General features: G+C 32.3%; 17 protein-coding genes. 13 read left to right on the top strand and 4 right to left on the bottom strand.

The annotated features are described in order from the left end of the window. Positions 1-132: 132 nt before the first annotated feature. The 3 genes from ACFFVB_RS12775 to ACFFVB_RS12765 all read right to left on the bottom strand — a co-directional run bounded on the left by ACFFVB_RS12775 (position 133) and on the right by ACFFVB_RS12765 (position 1,462). Positions 133-606 carry a hypothetical protein gene (locus ACFFVB_RS12775; RefSeq protein WP_382383312.1) on the bottom strand — a complete coding sequence of 158 codons (474 nt, stop codon included), beginning with the start codon at positions 604-606 and terminating at the stop codon, positions 133-135. Next, on the bottom strand, positions 603-878 hold the full coding sequence (locus tag ACFFVB_RS12770; protein ID WP_382383311.1) for a YodC family protein: 276 nt from the start codon (positions 876-878) through the stop codon (positions 603-605). The genes ACFFVB_RS12775 and ACFFVB_RS12770 overlap by 4 nt, the downstream gene beginning before the upstream one ends. A 107-nt stretch (positions 879-985) precedes the next feature. Beyond that, positions 986-1,462, bottom strand: coding sequence for an Hsp20/alpha crystallin family protein (locus ACFFVB_RS12765; RefSeq protein ID WP_382383310.1), 477 nt, complete (start codon positions 1,460-1,462; stop codon positions 986-988). A gap of 807 nt (positions 1,463-2,269) precedes the next feature. On the opposite strand from ACFFVB_RS12765, the gene ACFFVB_RS12760 reads away from it, so the two are divergent. The 12 genes from ACFFVB_RS12760 (at position 2,270) to ACFFVB_RS12705 (ending at position 17,788) form a co-directional block, all read left to right on the top strand. Beyond that, a complete protein-coding gene (locus tag ACFFVB_RS12760; RefSeq protein WP_382383308.1) occupies positions 2,270-3,025 on the top strand; it encodes a hypothetical protein in 756 nt (251 codons plus the stop codon). Positions 3,026-3,599: 574 nt separating this feature from the next. After that, complete coding sequence (locus ACFFVB_RS12755) at positions 3,600-3,977, top strand: GreA/GreB family elongation factor (RefSeq protein WP_382383867.1); 378 nt, start codon at positions 3,600-3,602, stop codon at positions 3,975-3,977. Between the two features lie 391 nt (positions 3,978-4,368). Further along, on the top strand, positions 4,369-5,322 hold the full coding sequence (locus ACFFVB_RS12750; RefSeq protein WP_382383307.1) for a calcium/sodium antiporter: 954 nt from the start codon (positions 4,369-4,371) through the stop codon (positions 5,320-5,322). 298 nt (positions 5,323-5,620) lie between these two features. Continuing rightward, entirely contained in the window at positions 5,621-6,670 is a 1,050-nt protein-coding gene (locus tag ACFFVB_RS12745) for a linear amide C-N hydrolase (RefSeq protein WP_382383305.1), read from the top strand. Positions 6,671-7,212: 542 nt separating this feature from the next. Next, the gene (locus ACFFVB_RS12740; protein ID WP_382383304.1) at positions 7,213-7,713 is read left to right on the top strand and encodes a hypothetical protein; all 501 of its coding nucleotides are present in this window, start codon (positions 7,213-7,215) and stop codon (positions 7,711-7,713) included. A 162-nt stretch (positions 7,714-7,875) separates the two neighbouring features. Then, entirely contained in the window at positions 7,876-9,192 is a 1,317-nt protein-coding gene (locus tag ACFFVB_RS12735) for a thioredoxin family protein (RefSeq protein WP_382383302.1), read from the top strand. 531 nt (positions 9,193-9,723) lie between these two features. Further along, positions 9,724-14,175 (top strand): chemotaxis protein CheB, encoded by a 4,452-nt coding sequence (locus ACFFVB_RS12730; protein WP_382383300.1) that lies wholly within the window; start codon positions 9,724-9,726, stop codon positions 14,173-14,175. 167 nt (positions 14,176-14,342) lie between these two features. Next, positions 14,343-14,813, top strand: a complete 471-nt coding sequence (locus ACFFVB_RS12725) for a hypothetical protein (RefSeq protein ID WP_382383299.1) — start codon at positions 14,343-14,345, stop codon at positions 14,811-14,813. A 200-nt stretch (positions 14,814-15,013) separates the two neighbouring features. Beyond that, positions 15,014-15,136: a hypothetical protein gene (locus tag ACFFVB_RS12720; protein WP_382383297.1), complete on the top strand. Its 123-nt coding sequence runs from the start codon at positions 15,014-15,016 to the stop codon at positions 15,134-15,136. A gap of 86 nt (positions 15,137-15,222) precedes the next feature. Further along, positions 15,223-15,462, top strand: a complete 240-nt coding sequence (locus ACFFVB_RS12715; RefSeq protein ID WP_382383296.1) for a PLD nuclease N-terminal domain-containing protein — start codon at positions 15,223-15,225, stop codon at positions 15,460-15,462. 239 nt (positions 15,463-15,701) lie between these two features. Continuing rightward, entirely contained in the window at positions 15,702-16,817 is a 1,116-nt protein-coding gene (locus tag ACFFVB_RS12710) for a T9SS type A sorting domain-containing protein (RefSeq protein WP_382383295.1), read from the top strand. Positions 16,818-16,981: 164 nt separating this feature from the next. Next, positions 16,982-17,788: a hypothetical protein gene (locus ACFFVB_RS12705; RefSeq protein WP_382383294.1), complete on the top strand. Its 807-nt coding sequence runs from the start codon at positions 16,982-16,984 to the stop codon at positions 17,786-17,788. A gap of 297 nt (positions 17,789-18,085) precedes the next feature. Here ACFFVB_RS12705 and ACFFVB_RS12700 read toward each other — a convergent pair whose 3' ends face one another. Next, on the bottom strand, positions 18,086-18,700 hold the full coding sequence (locus ACFFVB_RS12700; protein ID WP_382383293.1) for an FMN-dependent NADH-azoreductase: 615 nt from the start codon (positions 18,698-18,700) through the stop codon (positions 18,086-18,088). A gap of 145 nt (positions 18,701-18,845) precedes the next feature. Here ACFFVB_RS12700 and ACFFVB_RS12695 point away from each other — a divergent pair, with 145 nt between their 5' ends. Next, positions 18,846-19,184 carry a winged helix-turn-helix transcriptional regulator gene (locus ACFFVB_RS12695; protein WP_382383865.1) on the top strand — a complete coding sequence of 113 codons (339 nt, stop codon included), beginning with the start codon at positions 18,846-18,848 and terminating at the stop codon, positions 19,182-19,184. Positions 19,185-19,344 lie beyond the last annotated feature (160 nt).

The following is a 19,344-nucleotide window of genomic DNA, read 5'->3' as shown; positions in this document are numbered from 1 at the left end:
AACACTGTAAAATTTTAGGCTGTTTGCGAAGTATTAGTGTCCGTCATTCTGAATTCATTTCAGAATCTTATCTTATCACTAACCAAAAGCCAACAACAACCAACCTCTCTAAAACAAAAAAGACGAAAACTCTTAGTCTTCGTCCTCTGGTTTAATAATCGCATCATTATATTTCTCTAAAAACGCTCTTTGTCTCGCCATCATATGTTGTCTAATCTTGTCGATGTCCATAAAGTCGTTTCCAAAATCACTACCAAAAAAATCGTCATTAAAGTAATGCTTACTAAAAATCGAATCTTCGGTAAATACATCTTCAAAACCTTCGTTTTCAAAGCCCGAAAAGTTTGTAAAGAATCTAGATTTAAAATGATGGAGCAAACTATCCCGATCTACCTCCGAAAGATTGTCTAATTTATCGTGCGACGACCAAGAATAAATACTATCGTACCTAATTAAATTCCCGTCGGCATCGAATTCTTTGTTCACGTTCCAAGAGCCTTTAGGTTGTTCAACAACAGTGTTGTCGTGTTTTTGTGTTTTAGGTTCTTGTCCGTTGCAACTCATGGTAAGTAAGCCCATCATGGCTAATAAAACATATGCTTTCATGTCTTTAAGTTTTTGGTTAAACTTCGTTTTCGCGGTCTAGGAAAGGTGTTGTATAAACCACCTGTTTCCAAGGTTCTAATCAATTTATTTTGATGAAAAACCGCTACTTTACGTTCCCCGTGTTTATACCAGACGCACTCCAAATAATTATCGTGGTCTATACTGCCCAGGAAGCCGTCTTTTTTAGGGACATATTTTAAAACTTGCATTTTTTGGATGGTCCGTGATCCTTTAACTTTAACCCAATCCCCAGATTTAAATTTTCTTGGCATAACATTAATTTTTAAAGGTTTAACAACTGTTATTATATAGCGGAGACCGCATACACACACGGCCTCCAACTATACATCACACTTTAACTCATACATTCGCGCATCACTTACGAAATGCTAATACTTCTCGCAGGCTTTTGTTTCGCCTCTTCTTTTTTAGGTAGTAGTACCCTTAAAATACCTTCGGAATAGGAGGCATTTATCTTTTCGTCGTTTACACTTTCTGGAAGCGTAAAAGTTCTTTTAAAAGACGAATACCCAAACTCTCTGCGTGTATAATTATCTTCTTTGTGTTCGTTTTCCTCCTTGATTTCTGTAGAAATAGAAAGCAACTGATTGTCGATATCGATATGGAAATCCGATTTTTTAAGACCGGGAACAGCCATCTCAACAACAAAAGCATCGGCAGTTTCTTTAATATTTACTTTTGGTAAGGTGATGCCTGTATTAAAGTTCGATGTAAATACCGATGGCAGATCGCGATTAAAGATATCGTCTAACCAATTTGATAAGGTTGGGACGTTTTGATTTGAATTTCTGTCTGATAAAGTTCCATTTTTAGGAACACTAATTAAATTGCTCATAATTACAAAATTTTAAATTAAACATGTTTTCAAATTAGAAATCACTATCGATTTCGATGACTATAAAACAAAAAAAATACCAAACTGAAAAGACATTCATAGTCTCTAAAATTTTTCTTAAAAAAGAGGTGTTTTGGTGTCAAATTTTCAGAATGCTTGTCATTTTTTCATTTTTAAAAATGTCAATCTGACATTTGGTAGCACTGTAGCTCGCTGTTCTTTAAAAGCCGATTTATAGGTGACTAAAGCGTTTAAAAATGAGAGTCTATTAACCCTCTTTTTTATGTGCATTTTAAATCTGATGAAACCGCCTAAAAAACCACGCCAAATCTGACTATTTATAAGAAAAGGACTCATTTTTTAGCGCATATCTTGTAGGTGGTTTCTGATAGCTGTGACACATGGTGACACAAATTGAACGGTTCTGAACTCGGTTGACCGCTCTTGACACAACGTTGTAATTTTTAGGGGGTTTTGTTCGAGTCTCCTTCGAGTCTTGTTCGGTAGCGCTTCGGATGTATTTCCTAAAAATGGACCGTTTTCCGAATTAAGTACGAATGAGATCTAAATGACACGTGAATAGTTGCTTTTTTTTAGGGTGGAAATTAAGTTGGCGAGGAAGTGTGATTTTGGAGGTTTTGATGTTGAGGTGTTGCAGTATTTAGAGTATGAACATGAAAAGTTGATTAAATGTATAAGTGTCAGTAAATTATATGGGAGATTTTATTAAGATAGTTTATATTTGAGATATAAAGAACATATGTGCTATATACTAACGTTGTGCCACATTAAACCGAACGTAGATTAATGAAAGAAATCTTGATTTTAGATTGTGAAAATTATGACACTATTCTATCATCTTTAAAGGAAATTTTTTCCACTTCCGAAAATGATATTTCGTCTTTTTTAAAGTCACTTGATTTAAATGAAATCTGGGAGAACAGTCAAAAAGAGAAATACGCTGATGAATATTTATTTGAGGAATTTCTTAAAGGATTTAAATTAGATAAATCTAAAATAATCAGAGCTCATTGGTTTCATAACACAAGAGTTTTAAAAGGTTCTGGATTTAAAGAAGGAATTTTACCATCAACGCTTGCAATAAAAAGATTAGAAACATTAATAGATGAGATAGTGAAAAAATTAAAAATAAGAAAAAATGAAAATTCATTAAGAGAATGCTCTGTAATTCAAAATAAATTAACTTCCAAAACAAATCAAGGACCTTGGGCATTTCTAATACGAGAATTTGCATTTGAAAAAACTGTCGGAATACACGATTATTTAAAAAGTCCTGAACTAATTGAAGATATTATACATTTCAAATATCCTGAAAATTACGATTTAATATTTCGCGAATTTCAGAACTCTACAATTAAATGTATAATTAAGTTTAAAACAGAATTTGAATTTCATCCAAAAAGACTCTTATACGTTATAAACTACCTCTATAATAAAGTAAATGATGAAAAAATGGATTGGAGGTCTAACGCAAACTTTAGCAATAATGGTAAGATTATAAGTCCTAAAATGATTTTAAAAATTGAATATTTAGAAAAATAACTACCCACAATAACCAAGTATTCCGCTCGCCGATAGGGCAGAGCTGAATATTGTGTGGACGAGCCTGCAAAAGATATCTTATAGGTAAATCAAAAATATTATTAAAAGCACACGCTGAAAAGCATCAAATTAATAAGCAAAATCACATCAAGCTTACAAATTCAACTACCTTAAAATGTAAGCTTTTTTTAGTCCACAACTCCTAACGCTTTAATATAGTTATTCGCATAACCATTGTTAATCTTAATTATAATGATTAGCTTCGTAACTCGTTAATTTTAATACAAATGGCAGCAGTTACTTTTTTATATACAGTAAAAAAAACGTTAAGGATAGCGCTGTCGTTATATTACCGTCACGACGATATTTTTTTAAAACATTCCAAAGAGTTTATAAATTAATCCCTGTTACGACTCAGAACAGGGCTACTCTCGATTACTCTTAAATTTTAAACTTATTTCTGCTTTACACTACTAGAATCATTCGACACTGGAAGCGCGTTATGTTGCGCACTATTTTGAATGATTGAGTCTACACTACATAGTATACAGTTGGGAATGCAATAAAAAATATGATGTCAGACAAAAATGTAATCTTAACAACCGGAATATACAATATGATTAAAGATCATATCCGAAGAAAAAAAGTAACCAAACAAGAAGAGGAACTTCTACTTTTAGAATTAAAACATGCCAATCAGGTCTATAGACGGGATTTACCAGAGGATGTGGTTACGGTAAACCGACGTGTGAAAATTAAAGATCATACCGAAAACAAAGAAAAAGAATTTATGTTTGTGGCCACTACTAAAACAAACAATAAAAAAGGAAAACTGTCTATTTTATGCGATGTTGCCGTGGCTACCATTGGCAGACAAGTAGGCGATGTTATTAATTGGCCTTTTAAGGATGGCGAAAGAAAACTAGAAATTTTACAGGTTGAAACCATTTAATCTTTAAAAAGAAATAAAGAGTCTTTGTGTTACTAACGCAAAGGCTCTTTTTTATTTCACTAAACCAAGAAGCACTGAGTCTCATGGAGAGCATTTTGTGAAGTGCTAAAATTATAAGGCATCGTTGTAAAAAAACACGTAGTTCGGAACGCTATATTGGGAGAATTTATGCTGCCGTAAATGGATATTCTAAAACCTGATGTTGTAAGCTTTTTTCATGCTATATTTCTTAATGCGTTAATCTATACTATTATACCGTGTCTTTAAGCTGTGTTAAATATTTTTTGTTCTACTGTATTATATACTAGTTATTTAGAGCAGATATCTTATATTTGATAGCGATGTGCCACCTCTAATTATGGTGCATTTAAGTTAAATATCGGGATACAATATGGTATTATCTTCACTATTAATTATTGCGGGCTTTATAAGCCTAATATATGGTGCAAATTGGCTGGTTGACGGTGCTACGTCTTTAGCAAAAAAAAACAATGTTTCCGATTTAGTGATCGGGTTAACCATTGTAGCCTTCGGAACTTCGGCACCAGAATTGGTTGTTAATTCGGTCGCTTCGTTTAACGGCCTGTCGGATATTGTATTCGGAAATATTATTGGGAGTAATAATTTTAACCTGTTTATAATTCTGGGTATAGCCGGTTTAATTTATCCGATTACAGTGCAATCTTCTACAGCCTGGAAAGAAATTCCGATTTCGTTACTTGTAACTCTACTACTATTTGTATTGGCAAACGATTTTTATAGGAGTCAGACGCCTGAGATTTCGAGAGTGGATGGCGCTATATTATTAGTCGGCTTTATTTGTTTTATATACTATGTGTTTAGTCAGTTAAAACAAGACAAAACCGAAGTCGTTACGTACAAGGAAAAATCGAATTACAAGATTTGGGGATTGGTACTTGTTGGTATTTCTGGACTTGTAATAGGCGGGAAGCTGGTGGTAGATCATAGCATAGATGTCGCGACTGAATTAGGTGTGAGTCAGAAAATAATTGGTTTAACCATAATTGCAGCGGGGACCTCACTTCCGGAATTTGTGACTTCTATTGTTGCGGCTTTTAAAAAGAATAGCGATATCGCGATTGGAAACGTAATTGGTTCTAATATTTTTAATGTGCTGTTAATACTATCGGTAAGTGCGTTTGTTGGTCCTATAAAGTATAATCCAAATTTTAACCAAGATCTGTTCATCTTAATGGGGGGTACCGTGTTTTTAATCATCGCCATGTTTACTGGAAAAAGAAAAAAATTGGATAGGTGGGAAGCCTTAATTTTGTTGAGTTTTTATTTAGTTTACACCACGTATTTAGTAGCGAAGGAAATATAAAAATGAGTATCACAACGCAACGCGGTATCTACAAGTAAAAGATTAATAGCCTGTTATGACGTGATTTTGAAGTGTTATTATATTTTTAATGGCTTTAATTAAACGAAAGTAGTGTGTTATATAATCTCGAATAGCGCACTAAATTTGTAAGAGAGAATGTACATAATATCTTATATTTGAAATATGTACGATATGTTAATGTTCTGGTTATGCTGAAGAAAAACTATAATAACCCAGAAGATAATTAAAGCAAATGGCATAATAAACTGAAAAAAACCAAATCTAAAACACACCTACTATGAGAAAAATAATTAGCGTTACTCTAGCATTATTAATGACTATTATTGGTTACGTACCCGAATCCAGAGCCTGTACACGAGTCGTGTATAAAGGTCCGAATAATACCGTGTTAACAGGAAGAACCATGGATTTCTCTATGGAAATTCCAGCAAACCAATGGATTTTTCCTCGAGGTATAAAACGAAATGGTGAAGTCGGAAAAAATGCGCTAGAATGGATCTCTAAATATGGGAGTTTAGCCGTGAGTTCTTGGGATATATCCACTACCGATGGGATGAACGAAAAGGGATTGGTCGCCAATATGCTATGGTTGGTGGAGTCTGAATATCCAAAATTCGAGAAGAACGGAAATAAAAAAGGAATCGCTATTTCGTTATGGGCGCAGTATGTTTTAGATAATTTTGCTACAGTTTCTGAAGCTGTTAAAGCGTTAGAAAAAGAAACCTTTGCTGTGGTTTCAGATTTTATACCAGGTACCGATAAATTTACAACGGTACACTTATCAATTTCCGATGCTACGGGAGATAGCGCGATATTAGAATACATTAAAGGTAAATTGGTAATTCATCATGACGCTGCATATAACGTGATGACAAACGATCCGACTTTCGAAGCGCAATTGGCTATTTCTAAGTATTGGGAAAATATTCCTGGAAAGACCTTTTTACCGGGGTCGGTAACTTCGGCAGATCGTTTTGCTAGAGCGTCCTTTTTTATAGATGCTATTCCACAAACCGACAATACACGTGTGGCCGTTGCCAGTGTATTTAGTGTGATAAGAAACGTGTCTGTGCCATACGGATTTGAAATAGAAGGTTATCCTAATTTATCTACTACGCGTTGGAGAGCCGTAGCAGATCAGAAAAACTTAGTTTATTATTTTGAAACAGCCTTAACGCCGAATGCATTTTGGGTGGACTTAAAAAAGGTGGATTTTAGTGATAAAGGATACGTGAGAAAATTGGATTTATCTAATAATAAAACCTATTCGGGAGAGACTTCGAGTGCTTTTGTGAATACGAAACCATTTAAATTCATCGGACTATAATACAAACCGTGTGGGCGTTCTAGTAACTAAATTAGAAGTCGCAGTTCCGTACTAATATAAAAAAGCTTACATAACCAGTAATGGATTGTGTACGCTTTTTTTATGCGGTATGTTTTCGTTATTCGACTATAAACGGGTCCATTTATTCTATAGTCACTTATAAAATTAGGTATCTATTTGCTAATAAACACACATAAATAAATTTACAAAACTGATTTATATCTAAAAAAAACTTGAGATGGGTGGGGCGTGCTTCAACTACTTATAGCTGAGTGTTGTATGCTGTATTCATCATTTTTTTTATGCTAAATATGGTGAGACCACATGAAAACCTCGCTGGTTTATTATCACATAAACGCGTTATATATTATATTTGAAACCTTGTATTAAAACGACTAGATTTAAATGTGTCCTAAATAGTTAAGGTACAATTAATTCTTGTAAAACCTAATGCAGAGCCTAACCTAAGAGGTTTACAAATGGCTTTTGATGCTACAACCTTTCAGATCGCATTAATGAAATAATTGATAAATACTACACGAATGAAAATCCGCTTACACTTACTATTTTTTATGTTTACTTTTCTGGTATCCCACACGGGGTTTACTCAAGAAGACTATAAGGATACAAAATTAGTGAGCACCATATTTAAAGCCCTAAAGAAGCAAGACGAAAAGAAGGTATTAAAGGCTTTGCCAACATTAGCCGACATTAAGCATCTTATTCCTATTGTAAGCGCTGCACAACCCGATTATAAGTTTCCGGAAGCAGATGCTATACTTGCCGAATTTAAAATGAGAACTATCGAAGATTTCAAAAAAGCGAGTAAAAAAGGAACCGCTTTTGGGGTGGTGTGGGAAGATATCGAATTAAAAGACGTGCGATACACGTCTAACCCAGATCCTAATGTAGCTATAGAGCGTGGCGACTTTGTTATGGAGTGTATAAGTCACGATACCTCGTTTTTAATTACAATGAAAAAGTCTTCTAAAATACGTGGCACTTGGAGATTAATGAATACTTTAAAGTTTACGTTATTGTAAACTGGAGGCAGAAAAAGCTCAGCGCATTTAATTAAAGATGTATTGCGCGTTTTTTATATTCCATCTAAAAAGTTCTGATATTCAGAAACTTAGCTGGATTATGGTTTATATTTGTTATTGTGTAACGCGTTGTAGGTTATTTTAACTGAACCCATTTCAATTATGAATAGAATCTATTTAATAATTTTATGCTGTTTCCTTGCGACAAATCTTTATTCGCAAATCGACACGGGAATTAAATTCTCCTCAGAATCTTTAGAAAAAGCCATTGAAACCTCTAAAAAACTTAATAGGCCAATATTTATAGATTTTTCTACATCTTGGTGTGGACCATGTAAAAAAATGGTGAACTTGGTTTTTACAGATTCCATAATTGGAGACTTTTACAACAAGAATTTTATTTGTCTTAAATATGACGCTGAAAGAGGAGAAGGTATAACGCTGGCAAATACGTTTGAAATTAAAGCTTACCCCACATTATTATTTTTATCTCCTGAATTAGAAATCGAACGTAAGCATGTTGGATATAAAGGACCTACGGCGTTTTTAGAATTAGGTTATACGGTTGTAAATGAAGAATTTTCATATAATATGATTCCGAATTCTTTATCTGACTATGCATTAAACATACAAGACATTACTGAATTTAGTTCCTTTGTTAATTATTTAAGTCCAATTGAAAAGGACTCACTTCTATTTGAATATTTTCAGGACATTCCTCAGGATAAATGGTATATGCCACAATACTTTCACCTCATTGAGAATGATTCTTATTCAATTTTCTCTCCTTTAAGCCAATTTGTTGTTGTAAACCGCAATACATATTCAGAATTGTATGGTAAAGAACGAATCGATAAATTTATTAGTGTACTGATGTCATTTGCTATTGAGACTCCAAAAGACTTATATGGTAAATCTTACAACACCCTTTCTGATGATGAAATACTTACAGTGTTATTTAATGAATTAACGAAAATTGACTCTGGTTTTGCAAATAAGAATAAACTAGATCATGAGATAATGTTATTATGTACGGACGTCAAAGAAAATTATAATGATTCCGAAATCTGGAATTCACTATATACTAAAGTCGAATATTATAATAAGCAGTATTCACATTTTGATGAAGCATGGCATAACTTCCCAAATAATTGGTATTATAGAGCATTAAGTATAATCCCAAATAATTTAGAGATAGCGGGATATAATGAAACAGTGCTGAAACGCGCAAAATCTAGACTGACTGAAAGTGATTATAATGACTTTGCAGAAGGCTTATGTATGGGAACAGTTCAGAAATTTGCATTTGCTGAGAAGCAAAGTGAAAATAGTAAGAAAGAATTAACTAATGCTTTAAAAATACTAGCAAAATCATATGCCGTTTCTAAAGTCTGGGCAAATGATTTTTTATCGGGTATTCATGTATCGGACAACGCTATTATTAATTATAAGGAAGAGATCCTAAAAAACGCCATATAATAAAATGCTTCTATAGGTATCATTTTATATCAAACTTGTCTTAATTACTGATGTAACTATAGCGTGAACATTCAGCAGTAAAACGCTAAAATCATTTGTAAGAACCACTAACATCAGTGCTATTTTGATTGTAATTCCTCGTCTGCTTTTTAAGTGCGTTAATGCATTTTTGAGAACTTTTATAACTTATAATACACGCTAAGAGAGGCTTAAAAATAGTTAGTTTATACTACGACATCCCATTGCATTTCTATACATTATAACAGACTACATCTGTATCGATCTCAAAAGCTGATAAACGTTTTATTTTAGAAACATCGTTTTCTATTGATTACAAGGAGTAAAGAAGGAAAAGGCCTACTTATGGATGGGATACTTATAAATGTTAACATAAAAAATATTGTTTAAAAAAATAGATCCATAGTGTTGATTATCAGTGTTTTAATGTTGATGGTTTTTTAACTGGTTTCAATTCAGAACTTTACAAAATAAAAAATTAGTACTTTAGAAATGTAATTTCAATTAATAGCTATGGAAAATAAAAAATCCAATTTTTATGTCGTTGGTATTGGTGCGTCTGCCGGCGGATTAGATGCTATACAAACCCTGTTTGATAACATCCCCAATAATACCGGCATGGCATTTATTATTATTCAGCATCTTTCTCCCGATTTTAAAAGTTTAATGCCAGAATTGTTAAGTAAGCATACTAGTATGCCGATTTATACAGCAGAAGATAAGCAGACTATAAAGCCCAATTGTATTTACTTAAATCAGAGCAGTAAAAAATTACACGTTAAGGGCTCGAAACTCCATGTATTAGATAAGGAACCTAAACCTAATTTAAGCCACCCAATAGATATCTTTTTTCACAGTTTAGGCGAAGCGTATAAAGAAAAATCTATAGGTGTTATTTTATCTGGAACAGGTTCTGATGGATCCAGAGGAATAAAAACGATAAAAGAAGGTGGCGGTACTATTATTGTGCAAGATCCGGTAACGGCTCAGTTTGATGGTATGCCGAATTCGGCTATTTCTACCAATAGTGTAGATTACATTTTAAATCCTCAAAAAATAGCAGAAATTTTTTATAAAAAGCCCATCAATAGTGGGTTACTTACCGTGAAATTAAAGGAAAACACGTCAAACGAAACTTTAGTCAACGATATTCTTACCATTATTTATGAATATTCGGGTATTGATTTTAGAGAATATAAAAACAACACACTGTTAAGACGATTAGAAAAACGGATGGACATCAATAATATTGAAAATCTGTTAGATTATAAGACGTTTTTATCAAGTGACACAGCAGAACAAAAGGCTTTAAAAGAAGATTTTTTAATTGGTGTAACGCGTTTTTTTAGAGATAGTGAGGCGTTTGATCAGTTAAAAAAAGAGGTTATACCTAGTATTTGTAAAAACAAAAGTAGTAACGAAACCATACGTGTTTGGGTTGCAGGCTGTTCTACGGGTGAGGAAGTGTATACGCTAGCTATTTTACTTGACGATTATATTCGCACCCATCAACTTAATATAGATTTTAAAGTATTTGCAACCGACATAGATTCTAGAGCACTAACTATTGCGGGACATGGTATGTATCACGTAAATATTATAAAAGATATAGAAAAAGAATATTTAGATACTTATTTTATGAAAATTGGAGATAAATTCCAAATCATAAAACGCATTCGTGAAAACATAGTGTTTTCAAATCATAACCTAATAAAAGACCCGCCTTTTATAAGAATGGATTTAATTTCTTGTCGAAATTTATTGATTTATTTTGACAATAAAATCCAAAAGAAAGTGATGTTTAACTTTCAATTTGCTTTAAATCAGTTTTCATATTTATTTTTAGGTACTAGTGAATCTTTAGGAGAAGTATCGGATTGTTTTAAGACTATTGATGTGAAGTGGAAAATTTTCCAAAATGTATCCGAGTCCAAGCAAATCCCATCCCATTCTAATAATGGCGGACGTATGTCTACCATGGCTCATAAATATCCGTCTGTAGCGACGCCCAGAATTGAGCCTCTGTATAAAACCAAAGGGAGTCCGGAATTATATTTTCACAAATTCTTAAGTAAAAAGTTTAGTCCGGCCTCTATTTTTATCGATAAACATTTTAATATTCTGTTTATAAAAGGAGATGCAGGAAAGCGATTAACACATAATGAAGGTGTCTTTGAGTATAACTTATTAAAAACCGTAAATCCGGATATCGCTTCTATTATAAGAAGTGGTATTAGACGCCTTGAAAGTGAAAAACAAGACATTGTAATTAAGGATGTTGTAAATAAAAAGGACGATCGTGATTTTTTATTCGATTTATACTTCCATAAAGCAACTATCGATGATCACATGGATAGTTGTTACTTAATAGAGTTTAGTAACGATAAGGAAGTGGTCGCACCCCAACCTTTAGAGGTTACAAACTCAAATCTAGACCATGTTTCAAGTCAGCATTTAGAAGATTTAGAAAACGAGTTAAAAATTGCGAAAACAGAGTTACAGAATGCTATAGAGGAGTTGGAAACAAGTAATGAAGAATTACAATCTACCAATGAAGAACTAATGGCATCTAATGAAGAGCTTCAAAGTGCTAATGAAGAATTACAGTCTGTTAACGAAGAATTGTATACGGTAAATATCGAAATGCAAGAAAAAAACAAAGAGCTAACCAATTTAAGTAACGATGTCTCGAATTTATTAGACAATACGGGTATAGCCACGCTGTTTTTAGATAGAGATTTACGTATTCGAAAATTTACACCTGGTCTTAAAGAGGTCTTTAATTTACATGAAACAGATTACGGACGCCCGCTGTCTAGTTTTACCTCAAATTTTAACGAAGAAACCAGGGATTTAATTATTAAAGATTCTAAACTTGTTTTAGATAAGCTTACCGTTATAGAAAAGCAAGTAAAGGATATTAATAACAACTATTATTTAAAAAGAATTAGTCCTTTTATTACAGAAAATAAGACGGTAAATGGTGTTGTTATTACGTTGTATAATATTAATGAACTTAAGCATACTGAAGAGGAATTAGCGGCTACAGGTTTAAAGTATCATAGACTTTTTGAAAATTTAAACGAAGGCTTTCTACATGCTAAGATTATAACCGATATTAAAGGCGTGCCTATTGGTTGGAAGTATTTAGATGTAAATCCGAAATACGAAGAACTGTTAGGTGTAGATAAAAAAATATTAATTGGTAATGAGCTTAATGAGGTTATTCATTATTTAAAACACGATCCTACAGAGTGGATTTCAACTTTTGGAAAAACAGCTTTAACAGGAGAAGAGCAAGCCATAGAAGAATATAGAACCTTAGATGGTAAGTGCTTTTATGTTCATTTATTTTCTCCGGTTAAAGGCGAGTTTGGTGCTACGTTTACCGATATAACTGAATTACTTCTTAAAAAAGAAGCACTTAAAAAAAGTGAAAAAGAACTGTTTAGAGTTCAAGAAATAACACATGTAGGTAGCTGGTATTTAGATTTAGCAACCGATAATGTGACATGGACTTCGGAGCTTTATAAAATGTATGATTTAGATCCAAATAAATCTGTTCCTGAATATACAGAACATAAAAAACTCTTTAAAGAAGAGAGTTGGGATAGATTAACCAAGGCGATAGAGAACACCAAACTTACAGGTGAACCTTATCAATTAGAATTAGAAATAATTCGAAATAATAAAGAGCTTGGCTGGATGTGGACACGAGGAGAAATTGTAAAAGATGAAACTGGTACCGCTATTGGCTTGCGTGGTGCCGCTCGAAATATCACCCTACAAAAGCGTAATGAAGAAGAGTTGATAAACGCAAAACAAATAGCCGAAAATGCAAATCTTCATAAAAACTATTTTTTAGCAAATATGAGTCATGAAATCCGAACACCAATGAGTGGGATTTTAGGATTTTCTGAATTGTTGAAAGATGATGATTTACCGCAACCGGAGCGTATTAAGTATCTGGACATTATAGATAGTAATTCTAAGCAACTTTTAAATTTAATTGATGACATTATAGATATCGCTAAAATAGAATCTAATGAAATTAAAATTATTGAAAAACCTTGCCATATTCCTGATTTAATTAAGAACCTTGAAATCACCTACAATCAATTAAAAATAGTAAGACATAAACAAAATATAACGTTTAGAACACACATCCCAGAAGTGTGTCAGGATTTAGTATTGCTCACAGATGAACATCGATTGCAACAAGTGATTTCTAACTTATTAAATAATGCTTTAAAATTTTCTGAACAAGGTGAAATATTTTTTGGTTTTGAAGTAGAAGGAGATTATTTAAAGTTTTTTGTAAAAGATCAAGGTATAGGTATTGAAAAGCATAAACAAGCTGAAATATTTGAACGCTTTAAACAGTTAAACTACGAGAGTAGTGAAAAGTATGGTGGAGGTACAGGTTTAGGACTTTCTATTTGTAAAGGTATAGTTAACCTATTGGGCGGAGATATTATGGTGAATTCAGTATTTAGAGCCGGTTCTTTGTTCGAATTTACAATTCCGTTAAAGATAGAAAAGCGCAAGGACGAAAACAGCAAAAAATTTAATATTCGAAACATTGACTTTCTTAAAGAGAAAACTATTTTAATAGTAGAAGATGGGAAATTGTTTCAGAAACTTTATATGTTAATCCTAAAAAATACGGGTGCACACATTTTATTTGCCAGTAACGGGAGAGAAGCTATAGACGTTTACCAGAATACACCAGGAATAGATGTTGTTTTATTAGATATACGTATGCCAGAAATGAGTGGAATAGAAGCTTTAGGTGAAATTTTGATTCTAAATCCGGATGCAAAAATTATAATGCAAACCGCTAATGTTATGGTGGATGAAAAAGAGAAATGCTTTGAAATTGGGTGTGTAGACTTTTTGGTAAAGCCAGTTGTACAGGAAGACTTGTTTAAAACATTACATAAATGGTTAGAGCCTAATGTATAGATTTTAAAAATTCTGGATGCACCTTTTGAGGCTGGATCTCAGGTTGCACAGAACTGTTTGAAATACTAGTAGAAAAGAGAGGGAATGGTTATAATGTACGAGATTGCAGTCTCACGATACAAAATAACTTTTATTCTAGCTTTTGTGCGTTCTGATAAAATACGTAATTGATCACTTTATTTAATAAAGCACATTTTAGTTATACAAATGCAAAGCAAATCCCAAAAAAAAAGATGAATCAAGACCGTTTCTCTGAATTAATTAAATCATTTTTGATTGAAAACTTTCCGGAATTTATCAAAACCATAAGTTATAAAGAAGATAAATCTTTTGATTGTGCCTTAAGAAATCCGACAGACGAATTCTCTATTTGGGTGGCTACCTATGATGCTGAAATCACAATAGGACTGGAAGATCCTAGTGGAAAAACAGAAATTCATACTCATATTTCTTGTGATGAGGACGCGGATATTAATGAGGCACTGAGTGAATTATCAACTCTAATTAATGACATTAAGACAGGTCACGTGGTTTTATATTATAGCGACAAAACAGGCTTCCAATGGACTGACAACATAAATTTGATTTTAGAAAGAAAAAATACATTAGAAAATATACAGGTGTATCACTGGAAGTAGATAAAAACGTTGTTAAACAACAGTTGAAAACAATGACTGCAATGTGTTTAATAAAAGGGTGTTACGTTTTGTTTATTCTGATTCTTCTTCCTAAGATACGCACACAATCCCGTTATTATCATGTGTAAACGGTAGTGGAATTAAAACTTGTTGTTTCAAATCTAGGATTGGAAATACAAGAAATTTACATTAATGAAAAAATGGAATTTATAAAAGTAAAAATGGGCGTAGCGGAGTGTTTTCTCGGAGAAGGTGTCATTACAAGAAAGCAAAACAGTTTTAGACGTATGGGAAACGGCTTTAAAAAAATAAACAACAACTAACAAGGTACATGAAAAAGTGCTATTTTTAGGCTTAAAGATTAGCTTTAATACGGAATAAATTTCTAATAAAATTAAAACGATAAATTATGAACGGTTTCTTAATGCTTGGCGTTTTTCAAATAATTATAATATTAACTGTTATGTTTCTTGGTATTATACCAACACTTATTGCACTTATCGATATTGTTAGGAATGAGTTTTCTGGAAACAATAAAATTGTATGGATTTTAGTCGTTTTATTTGCGAACTTTTTTGGAGCGTTTTTATATTTTAGTATAGGTCGGAAACAGAAGTTGTCAGTCACAAATACAACACGTTTAACATAGACATGTTAAGTGCGACTTTTAATTAAATTCTGCAATCCGATTTAGGCAAAGGAAATCTAGTTTTATGCTTCCTATTTTCCTGCAGAAGATCCATGCACCATGCTTAGGCATAAATATTGCTATATAACATTTGTCTCCCCAAACGACAAGAGTACACCTCGGAATAATTCAAATCAAATACCCACGTTATATGACGTGTAGCATTTTTTAAACCCTATTCTGTAAAAGAATACCTACTTATGAAAAAAATAATTATAATATCATCATTTATTTTAAGCACATTTAATGTCATAGCTCAAATAGAGAATGTTGAAGAAAAGTTTAATTTACCAATAGAACTGAGTGAATCATCTGGAGCTATATTTTTTAATGATAAACTTATTATCCATAATGATTCGGGTAATGAAAATAAACTTTACGAGCTAGATACCATTTCTGGGCTAGTAACTAGAGCAGTAACTATTACCAACGCTAAAAATGTAGATTGGGAAGATATTGCACAAGATGACACCTCCATTTATATAGGCGATATAGGGAACAATAGTGGAGATAGAACCGATTTAAAAATTTACACAATAAGTAAAAGTGATTATCTAAGTTCCGATGCGGTAACCGCAGAAATTATAAACTTTAGCTATTCAGACCAAGAAGATTTTACCTCCAAACCTAATGCTACAGAATGGGATTCGGAAGCACTAATTTCTTTTGCTGGAAATAACCTGATATTGTTCTCTAAAAATTGGGTCGATGGCACAACAAAAGCTTACACAATCCCAAAAAACAGCGGAACATTTTCGGTAGATGCATTAACAACAACGTTATCTAGCGGCGGATTAATAACTGGAGCGACTTACAATCCATCTACAGAAAAAGTATATTTAATAGGCTATAACACGGTATTACAACCTTTTGTTTGGCTTAGTGAAAACTTTACAAATAATGATATTTTTTCAGGTACTAACACGCAAACATTACTTTCCAGCTTAGCATTTGAACAAGCAGAAGCGATAACCTATATTGACGCTAATAGGTATTTTATTACATCCGAATCGTTTAATATCGGTCCCATATCCGATAATGCCAAATTAGTTTCATTTACCACAAACGACAACGTATTATCTCTTATAGAGCAGCCAACTAGTCCTGTTAGGTTATATCCAAATCCTGTCAAAGATGAGCTTTATATCGATGGGGTAGAATTTTACTCAATCGAAATTTACGATACTAAGGCCGTACGTGTTTATCAAGGAAACAACGAAAAAATAAATGTTTCGGCACTCAATAACGGACTGTATTTGGTTAAGATTATTTTAAAAGATCATACGTATATTACTAAGAAAATAATTAAGAATTAATAACAAGTTGTTTTAAATGATTTTAAATCTTGATTAGTCGAATTAATTAAAGCTGAATTTAGCTTTTTTTAAGGAAGCACTAAAAAGTTCTGATATCCGGAAGTGCGATATGATTATCGGTTATATTTGTTTTTATAAAAGACGTTCTCTATAATTAAAAACTAATGGCTAATCACGATAACATACCTGTTTGGGAAGTAGATATTTCTGTAATTGGACCTATTTCTATTAGAAATAGAATAAGAATTAATACACGGAAAGAACTTAAACATTCTGAGCCTTTTTATAGCGATATATCTATCACTAATAATGAAAATGGTTTTCAAGCTACCGTAACAGCTTTTGCTCCAACTTCTGAATTAGCTGAAAAAGCAGCTATTCTCTTTTTTGGTAGAATGTTAGATGTCCTTTCTATTAACTTAAATTTATCATTACAGCTTGATGTATCTAATAATGTTATCATTCAAAAAACAAACGAAAATGTAAAAAGAATAGTTGACCAAAATGACTTTATTATTGCTTTTCAAGACTCTCGATTTTTAAGCCTAACAGAAACAACTTTTTTAAGAGGACTAAGTTGGTTTAGGAAAGGTAAATATTCTCAAGATCCTTATGATAAATTTTTAGCTTTTTGGAACTCAATAGAAACTGTTACCAGTAAATACAATCCCAATAAAATTTCGTGTAAAAGCAAAGGTTCTAAATGTCATATGTGGGAATGTTTTAAAAAGATTTGGGGAGAATGTGAAAACTGGGAATTTATTGGAGGTCAAAATAAATGGATAGACGAAGGATATTCAATTAGAAAAGATATTGCTCACGGAATAATTCCGATTGAGATTGATCATATCGAAAAAATTGTAACAAAACTTCCGGAAATTGAAAATGTCTCACATAAATTTTTAATAGACTGGATGAAAAATGAACTCAAAACAGATGTGAGTGTAGATGTGTTTAAAAAACTGAAATAAAACTCTAAAAAACACTATATATAGCTAATAGGGCGGTTTATTGTTTGTTCAAAAAGTCAGGGTTTATTTGCTGTGTCGCCTAATCTTTTGATTTGATATTAAAAAAGAAAAATTAAAACAAAATAAAAAGATTTGGCTTGTGGTTAAACCGAAAATAATCGCTTATTTTCTGCCCAACTTGCCAGATATTTAACGTTAGGCATAATTTCCCTTATCAGAACTAAATTAAATGCTTAGACCAAAAAGGGAAAGACTTAATTAAATTACTACTATGAACGTAACTAAAGTTAATCCGCATTAATACCATTTATCACTTACTCTTTTTATATCTTCTTTAGCTTCCTCTATCATTTGTTCAGATGTGTCGGCATACTGTATCATCCCAAACTTATTGATGGCTTCAGCGGGAATCCCCAGAAAATCAAAAGCAGTTATTAAAAAAGGAGTTGCAAAATTTACACTTTTATAAGGTTCCATTCCAAAATCACTTCCACTTGTCATTAATATCAAAGCTTTTGTATCTTCACATAAGCCTTTAATACCCGTTTCAGTATATCCAAAAGTCTTTCCGGCCTGTATAACAGCATCAAACCAAGCTTTTACTGTTGCAGGTATTGAAAAATTATACATAGGACTGGCCAAGACAACAAAATCTGTATCTAATAATTGTTGTGTCATTTTATCATTTTTAGCTAAAATTTTCTGTTGTTCATCAGTAAGTTCTGCGCCACCAAAATTTCTATTTACATAAAGATTCAAATTTTCTTTTAATAACAAATCTGGAGCTTCCTCTGCTAAATCAACAAATGTGATTGCTGTTTTTTCTTGATTATTTTCTATAAAAAAATCAAGCATTTTTTTTGTATTTGAATTTTCTCTTGGAGTGTAGCTTAGAATTAATGTTTTTTTCATTTGAATTTTCTTTTATTATTATGAACAAATTTATACTAAATTTGCTATACAAAATATAGCACTATACTAAAGTATATCGGTATCCTTTAGTATAGTGTATTGTTAAAGTGAATCTGAAAATGAACAAAAAAAGAGTGAAACGAGTATTTATACACCCACAGAATGTAAAAAATTTATTCTTCCTGTTCGAGATGTTATAGACATAATTGGAGGGAAATGGAAATTGCCTATTATTATAGCGCTTTCTTTTAAAATTCATAGGTTTAAAGAATTAGAACGACAAATTGAAGGCATAACCCCAAGAATGTTATCCAAGGAATTAAAGGAGTTAGAAATAAATGGATTAATAAACAGGGAAGTATTTAACACTATGCCTGTTGCTGTTGAATATAGCCTTACGGATTATGGAAAATCATTAGATAAAGTAATTGAGACCATGAGAGATTGGGGATTAGCTCATAGAAACAAAATAAGGAATGAATAAAAAACAAGTAAAACTACATTGATTTTTTACTAAAGCACTTCTGTGAACATCATCATATTATAACCCCCTTTTAAAACAATACGGTGGTTTACGGTTTTCAGTAATAGGAAGTAGTAGAATTGTGGTATTTTTAGAGGTATTAACTTTAATAGACTTCTGT

The organism is Formosa undariae (assembly GCF_042427615.1).
Classification (GTDB): Bacteria; Bacteroidota; Bacteroidia; order Flavobacteriales; family Flavobacteriaceae; genus Formosa; species Formosa undariae.
This window is presented reverse-complemented; position numbering and strand designations above follow the sequence as displayed.

Excerpts from the sequence above, each read along its gene's own strand:
- ACFFVB_RS12720 (WP_382383297.1), top strand. The coding sequence starts at position 15,014 with ATGGAATTTATAAAAGTAAAAATGGGCGTAGCGGAGTGTTTTCTCGGA.
- ACFFVB_RS12710 (WP_382383295.1), top strand. The coding sequence starts at position 15,702 with ATGAAAAAAATAATTATAATATCATCATTTATTTTAAGCACATTTAAT.
- ACFFVB_RS12735 (WP_382383302.1), top strand. The coding sequence starts at position 7,876 with ATGAATAGAATCTATTTAATAATTTTATGCTGTTTCCTTGCGACAAAT.
- ACFFVB_RS12765 (WP_382383310.1), bottom strand. The coding sequence starts at position 1,462 with ATGAGCAATTTAATTAGTGTTCCTAAAAATGGAACTTTATCAGACAGA.
- ACFFVB_RS12700 (WP_382383293.1), bottom strand. The coding sequence starts at position 18,700 with ATGAAAAAAACATTAATTCTAAGCTACACTCCAAGAGAAAATTCAAAT.
- ACFFVB_RS12745 (WP_382383305.1), top strand. The coding sequence starts at position 5,621 with ATGAGAAAAATAATTAGCGTTACTCTAGCATTATTAATGACTATTATT.
- ACFFVB_RS12750 (WP_382383307.1), top strand. The coding sequence starts at position 4,369 with ATGGTATTATCTTCACTATTAATTATTGCGGGCTTTATAAGCCTAATA.
- ACFFVB_RS12730 (WP_382383300.1), top strand. The coding sequence starts at position 9,724 with ATGGAAAATAAAAAATCCAATTTTTATGTCGTTGGTATTGGTGCGTCT.
- ACFFVB_RS12705 (WP_382383294.1), top strand. The coding sequence starts at position 16,982 with ATGGCTAATCACGATAACATACCTGTTTGGGAAGTAGATATTTCTGTA.
- ACFFVB_RS12740 (WP_382383304.1), top strand. The coding sequence starts at position 7,213 with ATGAAAATCCGCTTACACTTACTATTTTTTATGTTTACTTTTCTGGTA.
- ACFFVB_RS12755 (WP_382383867.1), top strand. The coding sequence starts at position 3,600 with ATGTCAGACAAAAATGTAATCTTAACAACCGGAATATACAATATGATT.
- ACFFVB_RS12775 (WP_382383312.1), bottom strand. The coding sequence starts at position 606 with ATGAAAGCATATGTTTTATTAGCCATGATGGGCTTACTTACCATGAGT.
- ACFFVB_RS12715 (WP_382383296.1), top strand. The coding sequence starts at position 15,223 with ATGAACGGTTTCTTAATGCTTGGCGTTTTTCAAATAATTATAATATTA.
- ACFFVB_RS12760 (WP_382383308.1), top strand. The coding sequence starts at position 2,270 with ATGAAAGAAATCTTGATTTTAGATTGTGAAAATTATGACACTATTCTA.
- ACFFVB_RS12770 (WP_382383311.1), bottom strand. The coding sequence starts at position 878 with ATGCCAAGAAAATTTAAATCTGGGGATTGGGTTAAAGTTAAAGGATCA.